The 11538-nt window shown below is 58.8% G+C and carries 12 protein-coding genes; 5 read left to right on the top strand and 7 right to left on the bottom strand.

The window, feature by feature from the left end:
- Positions 1 to 51 precede the first annotated feature (51 nt).
- The 5 genes from Q354_RS0113855 to apaG are packed head-to-tail and all read left to right on the top strand — an operon-like array spanning position 52 to position 5981.
- Positions 52 to 2466, top strand: coding sequence for an LPS-assembly protein LptD (locus tag Q354_RS0113855; protein ID WP_027858132.1), 2415 nt, complete (start codon positions 52 to 54; stop codon positions 2464 to 2466).
- Positions 2447 to 3742, top strand: a complete 1296-nt coding sequence (locus Q354_RS0113850; protein ID WP_036229871.1) for a peptidylprolyl isomerase — start codon at positions 2447 to 2449, stop codon at positions 3740 to 3742. Before Q354_RS0113855 ends, Q354_RS0113850 begins: the two co-directional genes overlap by 20 nt.
- Before the next feature lie 13 nt (positions 3743 to 3755).
- On the top strand, positions 3756 to 4751 hold the full coding sequence (gene pdxA / locus Q354_RS0113845; protein ID WP_027858130.1) for a 4-hydroxythreonine-4-phosphate dehydrogenase PdxA: 996 nt from the start codon (positions 3756 to 3758) through the stop codon (positions 4749 to 4751).
- A 10-nt stretch (positions 4752 to 4761) separates the two neighbouring features.
- Positions 4762 to 5586: a 16S rRNA (adenine(1518)-N(6)/adenine(1519)-N(6))-dimethyltransferase RsmA gene (gene rsmA, locus Q354_RS0113840; protein ID WP_027858129.1), complete on the top strand. Its 825-nt coding sequence runs from the start codon at positions 4762 to 4764 to the stop codon at positions 5584 to 5586.
- Between the two features lie 8 nt (positions 5587 to 5594).
- Positions 5595 to 5981, top strand: coding sequence for a Co2+/Mg2+ efflux protein ApaG (apaG, locus tag Q354_RS0113835; RefSeq protein WP_036229868.1), 387 nt, complete (start codon positions 5595 to 5597; stop codon positions 5979 to 5981).
- A 95-nt stretch (positions 5982 to 6076) separates the two neighbouring features.
- On the opposite strand, the gene Q354_RS25795 is transcribed toward apaG, so the two are convergent.
- The 7 genes from Q354_RS25795 to Q354_RS0113805 all read right to left on the bottom strand — a co-directional run bounded on the left by Q354_RS25795 (position 6077) and on the right by Q354_RS0113805 (position 11537).
- Positions 6077 to 6502 (bottom strand): hypothetical protein, encoded by a 426-nt coding sequence (locus Q354_RS25795; protein WP_245601051.1) that lies wholly within the window; start codon positions 6500 to 6502, stop codon positions 6077 to 6079.
- Positions 6477 to 6656: a nucleoside/nucleotide kinase family protein gene (locus Q354_RS28735; protein ID WP_245601050.1), complete on the bottom strand. Its 180-nt coding sequence runs from the start codon at positions 6654 to 6656 to the stop codon at positions 6477 to 6479. The genes Q354_RS25795 and Q354_RS28735 overlap by 26 nt, the downstream gene beginning before the upstream one ends.
- Positions 6657 to 6666: 10 nt before the next feature.
- On the bottom strand, positions 6667 to 7815 hold the full coding sequence (locus Q354_RS0113825; protein ID WP_027858127.1) for an alpha-D-ribose 1-methylphosphonate 5-triphosphate diphosphatase: 1149 nt from the start codon (positions 7813 to 7815) through the stop codon (positions 6667 to 6669).
- Positions 7816 to 7870: 55 nt separating this feature from the next.
- Complete coding sequence (phnL, locus tag Q354_RS0113820; RefSeq protein ID WP_027858126.1) at positions 7871 to 8557, bottom strand: phosphonate C-P lyase system protein PhnL; 687 nt, start codon at positions 8555 to 8557, stop codon at positions 7871 to 7873.
- A gap of 195 nt (positions 8558 to 8752) precedes the next feature.
- The gene (gene phnK / locus Q354_RS0113815; RefSeq protein ID WP_027858125.1) at positions 8753 to 9550 is read right to left on the bottom strand and encodes a phosphonate C-P lyase system protein PhnK; all 798 of its coding nucleotides are present in this window, start codon (positions 9548 to 9550) and stop codon (positions 8753 to 8755) included.
- Entirely contained in the window at positions 9547 to 10401 is an 855-nt protein-coding gene (locus Q354_RS0113810; protein ID WP_027858124.1) for an alpha-D-ribose 1-methylphosphonate 5-phosphate C-P-lyase PhnJ, read from the bottom strand. Before Q354_RS0113810 ends, phnK begins: the two co-directional genes overlap by 4 nt.
- Positions 10398 to 11537, bottom strand: a complete 1140-nt coding sequence (locus Q354_RS0113805; RefSeq protein WP_027858123.1) for a carbon-phosphorus lyase complex subunit PhnI — start codon at positions 11535 to 11537, stop codon at positions 10398 to 10400. The genes Q354_RS0113810 and Q354_RS0113805 overlap by 4 nt, the downstream gene beginning before the upstream one ends.
- Position 11538 lies beyond the last annotated feature (1 nt).

The raw sequence follows: 11538 nt of genomic DNA, 5'->3' as shown, positions 1-11538 counted from the left end.
AGTTCGGCGCAAAACTGCTCAGGCAGAATTCGCCGGAAATGGACTAACTGAATGTCCCTGAACAAACGCTCATGCAAGAGCCCCCTATGGTTGCTTGGCACCCTGATAGTTTCCCAGATTCCACTGACTCAATCCGCAACGGCTGCCGGAAACTGGCAGTGTAAAGCGACGCCTTCGGGCGAGTGGGACTGTGCCAGTGTTGCAGCTGACCAGACAACGACAGCGGGTGCCAGTGCGGGACAGCCACTTAGTCAACAGGCTATTATTAATGCGCCGCTATCCCGGGGCCCGGTCTTTCACCCGATGGACTGGGTTAATAACCCGGTCCATCAGGCCGGAAACGTCTGCCGTGGCTACTATGCCGAACCCGCTCTGGCACCGATCCCGGAAAGCAGCGATCCGGAACAACCGGTCTACCTGGAAGCCGGTCAATCCTCCACCGAACTGGGCTCAGTCAGCAACCTCAGTGACGGAGTGAGCCTCAGGCATCTGAATAAACAGTTGTCCGCCCGCTCTGCCCGACTGGACCAGCGCAATAACACGGCGGTATTCCTGCAACAGGTTGAATACCGCGAACCGGGCGTGCTGCTGGTGAGTGATAATGCCACGCTGGAGATGGACACCGAGCAGAGTGAATTCAACGATGCCCAGTTTGTATTGCATCGTGCCCACCTGCGCGGCATGGCCGAGCGGATCTACCGCGATGCCACCACAGAGCGACTGATGCTGGACGAAGGCCTCTATACTTTTTGTCCGCCGGGAAACAGCGACTGGACCCTGCACTCCGACCGAATCACTCTGGACCAGATCGAAGGGGTCGGCACAGCCGAAGATGCGGTGCTTAAGGTCGGGCCGGTACCGATCCTCTATGCCCCCTACCTGTCGTTTCCAATCGATGACCGTCGCCGCAGTGGTTTCCTCTACCCAAGCATCAGCTACACCAACGACAACGGTCTGGATATAGCGCTGCCCTACTATATCAACCTGGCACCGAACTACGATGATACCCTGACGCCACGTCATATCAGCAAGCGTGGACTGATGTTTGAGAATGAGTTCCGCTATCTCGGTCCTTGGCAAAAAGCCCGTTTCAGCGCCGCTTACCTGGCCAACGACGAAGCATTCGGTGACGATCGCTGGCTCGGTGCCCTGACGCACAATGCCACCCTGGCACCAGGACTGACCACCAGCGTCGACCTGACAGCGGTCAGTGATGATGACTACTTCGATGACCTGACCACCGATCTGGAGATCAGCCGGCAGTCCCACCTCGATAAGAAAGCCGAGATGGTCTATCGCAAGGACAACTGGTCCCTGACAACACGGCTGCATACCTACCAGACCATCGATAACAGTCTCACGCCGTACCGCCGCCTGCCTCAGGTACTGTTCAACAGCGAGACGATTGATGAAACCACAGAATTCAACCAGTTGGTGGAGATCGTCTCATTTGACCGCGACATTTCCGGCCTGACCGGAACCGACCGGATTGTCGGCAGCCGAGTCCATTACCACCCGGCTATCTCGGTGCCGATGCGACAGGCCTGGGGATTTCTGGAACCCAAAGCGGAAGCCTGGCTGACCCAGTACAGTCTGGATAATCAGACCACCGGACTGGATGAGACTCCAAACTATGCGGTGCCGGTCCTGAGCTTTGACAGTGGCCTGGTATTCGAGCGGGATACTGCATCCGGCGGGATTCAGACACTGGAGCCCAGACTGTTTGGCCTTTACGTTAAGGATGAAGATCAGAGCGATGCGCCGGATTTCGATACGGCCCGGCGTGACTTCAACTACAGCACCCTGTTCCAGACCAACCGTTTCAGTGGCCGCGACCGTATCGGTGACGCCCAGCAGCTGTCGCTGGGGATAACCACCCGCCTGTATGAGGAACGGGGGTTCGAATGGTTTAACTTCAGTATCGGCCAGGCCTATTACTTTGATGACCGCGACGTCACTATCGACGGCGCAGCAGTGGAAACCGACGGTCAGTCTGATGTAGCCCAGAGTGCCAACTGGTACCTCAATTCGAAGTGGCGCCTGACGCTGGAAAACATCTTTGCCCACGAAAACCTCAAGGCAGAGAAGAGTAACTTCCGGGTACGCTATACCGGAGACCTCAACCACCGCATCGATTTCAGCTACCGTTTCGAAGACAAGGTCCGTAACCAGTTTGATACCTCCGCCATCTGGCCGATCAACAACCACTGGACGGCTATGGGACGCTGGCAATATGATCTGGAAGACTCAGAGAACCTGGATACGGCACTGGGCGTCGAATACGAGAGCTGCTGCTGGGCGATCCGATTCACCACCCGCCGCTGGCTGACTGATGCCTCCGAGTATGATAACGGCATCTTCCTGCGCTTCCTGCTGAAAGGCCTGGGTTCACTGCGCAGCAGTAACGATGAATTCCTGAACGATATCTACGGATTTGAAGAACGTGATGAACAAGACCCTTTCTAAACTAGGCGGTATGCTGGCCCTTTCTCTGGCCGCCACCACCTGCTCCGTCTCTGTCATGGCAGACGTCGTTCAGCTGGATCGTATTGTCGCCATTGTAAACGATGACGCCATTCTTGAATCCGAACTGGAAAGCCGCCTCAGCCTGGTGGTCGAACGCCTGCGGGCCGGTAACACCCGTATGCCAGCCCAGGAGATACTGCGCAAGCAGGTGATGGACCGGCTGGTGGTCGACAATATCCAGTTACAACTGGCGAAGCGTCAGGGTATCCGGGTATCCGAGCGCCAGCTGGATGCGGCGATGAGCAATATCGCCCGGAAAAACGGTATGTCACTGGCCCAGTTCCGCAGCGAGCTGATCGCCGAAGGCCGGGACTACGACCAGGCCCGGGAGCAGATCCGTCGTGAAATCCTGCTCTCCCAGGTGCAGCAGGCCAATATCAACCGTCGCATCCGCATCTCCGACCAGGAACTGCAGAACTTCCTCGACGCAGAAAAGAAAAACGGTGGCGCCAGCAGTGATTACTGGCTCAGCATTATCCTGCTGTCCCTGCCCGAGCAGGCTTCACCGGAAATCATTCAGAAGACCGCAGAGAAAGCCGATCAGCTCTACAGCCAGCTGAAAGCGGGGCAGGATTTTGCAGAGTTGGCGATCGCCAACTCCAATGCTCCGAACGCCCTGCAGGGCGGTGACCTGGGCTGGCGTAAAGGTTCTGAACTGCCGTCGTTGCTGGCCAGCAATGCGGAGAACCTGAAAACCGGTGACTTCAGCCAGCCGATCAAAACACCAAACGGCTTTTACCTGCTGAAACTGAACGATAAGCGCGGCGGCAGCGTCAAACTGGTCGAGCAGCGCCTGGTCAGCCATATCCTGTTAAAAGCCACCGAAATCCGTAACGACGCCCAGAGCAAGCGCAAGGCAGAAGAGATCTATCGCCGCCTGCAGGATGGCGAGGATTTCGCCACTCTGGCCCGTCAGTTCTCTGACGATGCGGCCAGCGGTTCAGAAGGCGGTGATCTGGAGTGGGTTCAGGCCGGTCAGATGGTCCCCGAATTTGAAAAAGTGATGTATGAAACCCGCAAGGGGAATATCTCACGCCCATTCAAGTCACGCTTTGGCTGGCACCTGCTGACCGTACGTGATATCCGTACTGAGGATATCGGTAAGACCGTGCAGGAAAACCGTGCCCGGGCGAGCATCCGTAAACGCAGGTTCAATGAAGAACTGAACAGCTGGCTGCGGGAGTTACGTTCCCAGGCCTACGTTGAGATCAAGTAAAAGGAGATTCCGAGTGAGCGTACAACGACTGGCAATTACCGCCGGAGAACCCTCCGGCATCGGGCCCGATCTCTGTATCCAGATTGCCCAGCGGGGACATGCCCACGAACTGGTGGTGGTGGCAGATCCTGATCTGCTGCGCCAGCGTGCCGCTCAGCTGAATCTCGAGATCAATCTGGAACAATTTGATCCCGAATCGACACCACGCCCGACCCTGCCACGCAGCCTGACTGTGCTGCCGGTACGGATGGAACAGGAATGCGTTGCCGGTACCCTGGACAGCCGCAACGCCGCCTATGTGCTGGAAACCCTGCGCACGGCTACCCAGGGATGCCTCGACGGTACCTTCGATGCCATCGTCACGGCACCAGTGCATAAGGGCGTTATCAACGATGCCGGTATCCCGTTCAGCGGCCATACCGAATTCCTCGAACAGCTGACCGGCAGCCAGAAGGTTGTTATGATGCTGGCCACTGAAGGGCTGCGCGTTGCCCTGGCAACGACCCATCTGCCACTGAGTGCCGTGCCGGGTGCAATTACCGCACCGCTGCTGGAACAGGTACTGAGTGTGCTGCACCGGGACCTGCAACAGGATTTTGGCATTGCCGCACCGCGCATTCTGGTTGCCGGACTCAACCCGCACGCCGGAGAAGGCGGACATATGGGGCGGGAGGAGATCGAGGTAATCGAACCCGTACTGGAACAACTGCGTAACCAGGGCATCAACCTTATCGGCCCGCTACCTGCCGATACCCTGTTTACCGAAAAATATCTGGCCGACGCTGACGCCGTGATGGCGATGTATCACGATCAGGGTCTGCCGGTCCTAAAATACAAAGGCTTTGGCCGGGCGGTGAATATCACCCTTGGCATGCCGATCATCCGCACCTCAGTCGACCACGGCACCGCCCTTGACCTGGCCGGTACCGGAAAGGCTGACCATGGCAGTCTGCTGACCGCAATCGACTACGCCGCCGAGATGTCGCATCACCGTCACCAGGCCCACTGAAAAAGAATCGATGAGTAAAAAACCCGCTATGCATAAAGCCCGGAAACGCTTCGGGCAGAACTTCCTGCAGGATCCGGCCATTATCCGCCGTATCGTGCGCAGTATTGCGCCGTCTGAAAAAGACCATATGGTTGAGATCGGCCCGGGGCTGGGCGCGCTGACCGAAGAAATTCTTGGTGATGCCGGCGCTCTGGATGCTATCGAGCTGGACCGCGATCTGCCACCGATCCTGCGCACCAAGTTCTTCAGCTACGGCGATAAGTTCCGTATCTTTGAAGAAGACGCGATGAAGTTCGATTTCCATGCCCTGAGCCAGGAGCATGGTACGCCGCTGCGCGTGGTCGGCAACCTGCCCTACAACATCTCCACCCAGCTGATCTTTCACCTGCTGAGCCATGCCGGGGATATCCTCGATATGCACTTTATGCTGCAGAAAGAGGTGGTCGACCGGATGGCTGCAGGCGCGGGCGAAAACAACTACGGCCGCCTCGGTATCATGACGCAGTATTACTGTGCCGTGGAACCGCTGTTTATCGTACCGCCGGAAGCCTTTGACCCGCGTCCGAAGGTCGACTCCGCGATTATCCGCCTGACACCTTATAAAACGCTGCCGCACGAAGCCAAGGATGTGAAGCAGCTGGATCTGGTGGTGCGCACAGCCTTCGGCCAGCGCCGTAAGACCCTGCGTAACAACCTCAAACCGTTGCTGGGTGCAGAAGCGCTGGAGCAGCTTGGTATCGATCCGGGCCTGCGTCCTGAACGCCTGACGCTGGAAGAGTTTGTCAGAATCAGTGACTACCTGACTGACAAAGCCGTATCACCTGAACAAGACTAATTCACTTTATGGATGACCTGACCTTGGGTAACAACGTTGATATCGCTGTTGAGACGGCATACCTGCCAGATCAATCTGACCCTGAGAGCAAGCGGTTCGTGTTCTCCTACCATATCACCATCACCAACCGGAATGAGCAGCCGGTGCAGCTGCTTAACCGCCGCTGGATGATCGTTGATGGCAACGAGCAGGTACAGGAGGTCGAAGGCGAAGGTGTGGTGGGTGAGCAACCGGTGATCGCGCCGGACGAAAGCTACAGCTATACCAGCGGCACCGTGCTGGCGACCAGCGTCGGCAGCATGCAGGGGCAGTACCAGATGAAGGCTGACGACGGTCAGACCTTTACCGCGCCGATTACCCCCTTTACTCTGGCCAAGCCCAACGCCCTGCACTAAGCAGCTTCGTTTGCGGCTACAAAAAAACCGCTCCAGCTTCTTCGCTGCAGCGGTTTTTTGCTTTTCCTGTCCCGGCCGTTTCGCCCCTGCCGGTTTCAGCCTTTATTAGTCACTGGCTGGCGCCAGCCCTGCTCGGCGACGATATCCAGCAACTGCATCACCCCCTGCTCCAGCGAGCCGGAGTTATCCACAAACAGGGTGCCCGGCGGCATCGCCTGCTCCAGTTCGGCATTACGCGCCAGGCGGGCTTCAATCGCCTGCTGATCCTCGCGGCCACGCGCTTCCAGCCGCTGGCGTAACATCCCGGGTTCAACCCGCACCCAGACTGGCACCAGATTCTCATACTGGTCCAGCGCCTCGGGCAACCAGCCACGTGAACCGTTGACCAGCACATTGATCCCCCGCTCCAGCCACAGGTCCATCTCACTACCGATACCGTAGCTCAGGCCGTTACTGTGCCAGTGCATGGCAAAGGAGTCGTGTTTCAGGCGTTCGCTAAACTCCACTTCGCTCAGGGCCACATGGTTCTCCCCCCCCGGCAGCAGCCGGTCGGGTGATATAACGGTGTGCTACATAGCAGTAATGCTCCGGGCGCAGGCGCTGGCGTACCCCTTCCAGCAAGGAGTCCTTGCCAGCGCCGGAGGCGCCCACCAGATAGAACAGGGTACCGGTCATATTGCTCTCCTTAAAAGACCCGCTGGCCCAGATTCCAGACCCGGCGGATCATCGGCATCAGTTCATGCTTATGGACCTGAACCAGGTCGGCGCGCAGGCCGGTTTTCAGCTCGCCACGATCAAACAGGTTGGCCGCCAACGCCGGATTTGCCGTCACCAGCGCCACCGCGGCCGCCAGGTCATAACCGTTATCCAGCTCAGCCACCTTGAACGCCGCCGGTAGCAGGCCCGATGGATAGTAGTCGGACGAGAGAATATCCAGGCAACCCAGCTCCGCCAGCTCCTTCGCCGCTACGTTGCCGGAGTGGGAACCGCCACGGATAATGTTCGGCGCTCCCATCAGCACCTTCAAGCCCAGCTCATGGGAGGCCTGCGCCGCCGCGACAGTGGTCGGAAACTCCGCCACCTGCATTCCCAGGGCAGCCGACTCCTCAGCATGTTCCAAGGTGGCATCATCATGGCTGGCCAGAGCGATACCACGCTCATTGCAGATCTCGCAGAGCTGGCGGCGGTACTTGTCGCTGTATTTGGCGGCATTGGCCTTTTGCTCGACTATAAACCGATCCATCTGCTGGTCGCTGAAACCGTACTTACCCTGATAATAGTCCCGGTACTTGCCGAGATTCTCCGGCGGGAACTGGCGCTGGCCCGGCGCGTGATCCATCACCGATACCAGTTTCACCATCTCATTACCGATATAGCGCTCGAAGAACGCCATCATCTTCGGAAAGGTCACCTCACAGCGCAGATGCAGCAGGTGGTTAATCCGGTTCAGACCCGCCTGCTCCGAAGCCACGATACTGGCAATCATGCTATCCAGTTTCTCTACCCGGGTGCTGTCACCGGCGATATCGCCCAGCGCCACCGAGTCAAACGAGGTGGTGATACCGGAAGATGCCAGCTGGGCATCGTGGGTCGCCATCGCCAGATGCGCCGGCCAGTCCACCTTCGGCCGTGGCGTGAAGTACTTCTCCTGGTTATCGGTGTGCAGCTCCACCAGGCCCGGCAGCAGGTAGTCGCCCTGCAGGTCTTCCGCCTGGGACAGGTTGCTGTTGCCAAAGCTGATATCGGCGATCTTACCGCCACGAACCAGCAGGGTGCCGGTCTTAACTTCATCACGCAGGATCAACTGCGCGTTACTCAGAATCTGTTCTTGCATTGTCTTTGCTCAGATTAGGCAGCCCACGTTTCAGGCTGCCAGTTACTCATATCCGTTACAGGGCCCGCAGGTCGACCAGCCGGTCAGCGACCGCCTCGCGTACATCCTCATCATGGAAGATGCCGACAATCGCCGCGCCTCGCTGCTTAGCCTCATCAATCAGCTCTACCACCACCCGGCGGTTGGCGGCATCCAGCGAGGCAGTCGGCTCATCCAGCAACAGGATCGGGTAATCAACGATAAAGCCACGGGCGATATTGACGCGCTGCTGCTCACCGCCGGAGAAGGTCGAAGGCGCCAGCGTCCAGAGTCGCTGCGGCACATTGAGGCGGCTCAGCAGCTCTTTCGCCTTGGCCTCGCAAACCGCTTCCTCTTCGCCCAGGTCCAGCAGCGGCTGCATCACCACCTGCAAGGTAGGCACCCGCGGAATCACCCGCAGGAACTGGGAGACATAACCCAGAGTGCGCTCGCGCAGGGCGATAATGCGCCGTGGCAGCGCAGTGGTGATATCCACCAGCTCCTCGCCATCGCGCAGGCTTATGCTGCCATTGTTGACCTTGTAGTTGGCATACAGCGCCTTCAGCAGGGTACTTTTACCGGCGCCGGACTGACCGTGCAGTACCACGCACTCCCCGGCAGTCACGCTGAGGTCATTGCCCTTGAGCACATCAAAACTGGCGCCGCCCTGGTTGTGCAGGGTGAACTGCTTCTCCACCCCTTTAACTTCGATCATGGTTGTCATCGGTCTGATACCTGTTGTTTACGGCCCGCGCTATTCCCTTTCGCAAGAAGAGCGGGAAAAATTCATGTTGGGATTTGTCGCTACACTCCGCTTCCCAACCTACAGATGCGACCGTAGGTTGGGATGAGCTTGCGAATCCCAATAACAGGGCCCCGCAAGCAAAGCGTCGCGGTAATAGCGGGTCCGTAAAGCTCATCAATTCTGCAAAATGGAGGAAACCAGCAACTGGGTGTACGGGTGCTGTGGGTCGTCCAGCACCTGGTCGGTCAGGCCGCTCTCGACCACCTCACCACGGCGCATCACCATCAGGCGGTGCGCCAGCAGACGCGCCACCGCCAGGTCGTGGGTAACAATAATCACCGACAGCCCCAGGTTGGCCACCAGGTTGCGCAGCAGGTCGAGCAGACGCGCCTGCACCGAGACATCCAGCCCGCCGGTGGGCTCATCCATAAAGATCAGCCGTGGATGGGTCACCAGGTTGCGGGCGATCTGCAGCCGCTGCTGCATACCGCCGGAAAACTGGCTCGGCTTATCATCGATACGACCAGCCTCGATCTCCACCGCTTCCAGCCACTGCAGCGCCCGCTGGCGGATATCACCGTAGTGCCGCTCGCCGACCGCCATCAGGCGCTCGCCGATATTTGCCCCGGCACTGACATTCATCCGCAGGCCGTCACGGGCGTGCTGGTGCACAATGCCCCATTCAGAGCGCATCAAAATGCGCCGCTCCGACTCCTCCGCCGCGTAGAGATTCAGCTCGCCAAACTGCTCACTGTTATAGAGAATTTCACCGCTGTCCGGACGCAGGCGGTTGGAGAGGCTGTTCAGCAGGGTCGACTTGCCGGAGCCGGACTCGCCGACGATCCCCAGTACTTCACCCGGATAGAGATCAAAACTGACATCGCCGCAGCCCTTGCCCGGGCTGTAGAACTTGGTCAGGTTTCGCACGCTTAGCAGGGGCTCGATATCCTGCCAGCTCTGTACTTCATTCATTGCTGTGGCTCCTCAGAGGCAGCGACGCGCCCGGCGCAGTAGTCGGTATCGGAGCAGACGTAGATCTTGCTGCCGTTATCATCGGTGATCACCTCATCGAGGAAACTGTGATCACTGCCGCAGATGGCACAGCTCTCCTGCCACTGCTGCACCTCAAACGGATGATCATCAAAGTCGAGACTCTTCACCGAGGTGTAAGGGGGTACCGCATAGATCCGCTTCTCGAAACCGGCGCCAAACAGCTGCAGTGCCGGCATCCGGTCCATCTTCGGGTTGTCGAATTTCGGGATCGGCGACGGCGACATCATGTAGCGGTCGTTCACCAGCACCGGGTAGTCATAGCTGGTGGCGATATGGCCGAAGCGGGCCACATCTTCATACAGCTTCACTTGCATCGCGCCATACTCCCGCAGGGCGTGCATCTTGCGGGTCTCGGTCTCGCGCGGCTCGATAAAACGCAGCGGTTCGGACACCGGCACCTGGTAGATGATGATCTGATCGTTGCTGAGCGGCGTCTCCGGGATTCGGTGCCGGGTCTGGATCAGGCTTGCCTCAACGGTACGCTCGGTGGTCTCGACACCGGCGGTACGGGCGAAGAAACGGCGGATACTGACCGCATTGGTGGTATCGTCGGCGCCCTGATCGATCACTTTAAGGCGGTCGTCGGCACCGATCACCGAAGCAGTCACCTGCATACCACCGGTACCCCAACCATGCGGCAGCGGCATCTCACGGCCACCAAAAGGCACCTGATAGCCGGGGATTGCCACCCCCTTGAGGATGGCGCGGCGGATCATACGCTTGGTCTGCTCATCCAGGTAAGCGAAGTTATAACCTTCAGTCTGGCTCATGCCTCTGCCTCCGGCTGTTCGGTTGCATTGTCACCACTCTGTACCTCGACGCTTTCACTGCGCAGGCGACGGATCATCTCCAGTTCAGACTGGAAGTCGACGTAGTGCGGCAGTTTCAGATGGGAAACAAAGCCGTTGGCGGAAACACAGTCGCTGTGGGAGAGCACAAACTCCTGGTCCTGGTTCGGGTAGAGCACCTGCTCGCCCAGCTCCTCGCAACGCAGGGAGCGGTCGATCAACGCCATGCTCATCGCTTTGCGCTCGCTGTACCCAAACACCAGGCCATAACCTCGGGTAAACTGCGGCGGCTGCTCTTTGCTGCCGTGGAACTGGTTAACCATTTCACACTCGGTCAGCTGTACTTCGCCTACCTCAATCGGGAAACCCAGCTCTTCCGGCACCAGCTCTACCGTCACCCGACCACAGCGCATCTCACCGGCAAAGGGATGGCTGTCGCCGTAGCCACGCATGCTGGCGTAGCTGAGGGAGAGCAGAAAGCCTTCGTCGCCGCGCGCCAGGTTTTGCAGGCGCAGGGCACGGTCGGCCGGATAGCTGATCGGCTGGCGGGTCAGATCGCCCGGCACCTGGTCGGCTTCGTCCGGCTGGCGCGAGTTCTCGATCAGCCCCTCTTTGTTCAGCAGCTCCAGCACCCTTGGGCAGGCTTCGACTTCAACAGCGAGCTTGGAATCAGCAGACTCAGCCGCCTCTTCTGCGCCCTCAGCCTGAGCATCGGCCAGCAGGCTGAAGTCCAGCAGGCGGTGGGTGTAGTCATAGGTCGGCCCCAGGATCTGGCCGCCCGGCAGGTCCTTAAAGGTGCCGGAGACACGACGCTCGATCTGCATCGCCTCGGTATCCAGCGGCTCGGAATAACCAATACGCGGCAGCGTGGTGCGATAGGCACGCAGCAGGAAGATCGCCTCGACGGCATCGCCGCTGGCCTGTTTCAGCGCCAGGGCTGCCAATTGCGGATCATAGACCGAGCCTTCGTTCATCACCCGGTCCACTGCCAGCGGCAACTGCTGGCGGATCTGTTCGACACTCAGTTCGGCGATTCCAGTATCGCCGCGACGGCGCTTGGCCATCAGGGCATGGGCGTTGTCGATCGCCTTCTCGCCCCCTTTAACAGCTACATACATG

Source organism: Marinobacterium jannaschii DSM 6295 (assembly GCF_000620085.1).
Taxonomy (GTDB): Bacteria; Pseudomonadota; Gammaproteobacteria; order Pseudomonadales; family Balneatricaceae; genus Pontibacterium; species Pontibacterium jannaschii.
This window is presented reverse-complemented; position numbering and strand designations above follow the sequence as displayed.

Excerpts from the sequence above, each read along its gene's own strand:
- apaG (WP_036229868.1), top strand. The coding sequence starts at position 5,595 with ATGGATGACCTGACCTTGGGTAACAACGTTGATATCGCTGTTGAGACG.
- Q354_RS0113805 (WP_027858123.1), bottom strand. The coding sequence starts at position 11,537 with ATGTATGTAGCTGTTAAAGGGGGCGAGAAGGCGATCGACAACGCCCAT.
- Q354_RS0113825 (WP_027858127.1), bottom strand. The coding sequence starts at position 7,815 with ATGCAAGAACAGATTCTGAGTAACGCGCAGTTGATCCTGCGTGATGAA.
- rsmA (WP_027858129.1), top strand. The coding sequence starts at position 4,762 with ATGAGTAAAAAACCCGCTATGCATAAAGCCCGGAAACGCTTCGGGCAG.
- Q354_RS0113850 (WP_036229871.1), top strand. The coding sequence starts at position 2,447 with ATGAACAAGACCCTTTCTAAACTAGGCGGTATGCTGGCCCTTTCTCTG.
- Q354_RS0113855 (WP_027858132.1), top strand. The coding sequence starts at position 52 with ATGTCCCTGAACAAACGCTCATGCAAGAGCCCCCTATGGTTGCTTGGC.
- phnL (WP_027858126.1), bottom strand. The coding sequence starts at position 8,557 with ATGACAACCATGATCGAAGTTAAAGGGGTGGAGAAGCAGTTCACCCTG.
- phnK (WP_027858125.1), bottom strand. The coding sequence starts at position 9,550 with ATGAATGAAGTACAGAGCTGGCAGGATATCGAGCCCCTGCTAAGCGTG.
- Q354_RS0113810 (WP_027858124.1), bottom strand. The coding sequence starts at position 10,401 with ATGAGCCAGACTGAAGGTTATAACTTCGCTTACCTGGATGAGCAGACC.
- Q354_RS28735 (WP_245601050.1), bottom strand. The coding sequence starts at position 6,656 with ATGACCGGTACCCTGTTCTATCTGGTGGGCGCCTCCGGCGCTGGCAAG.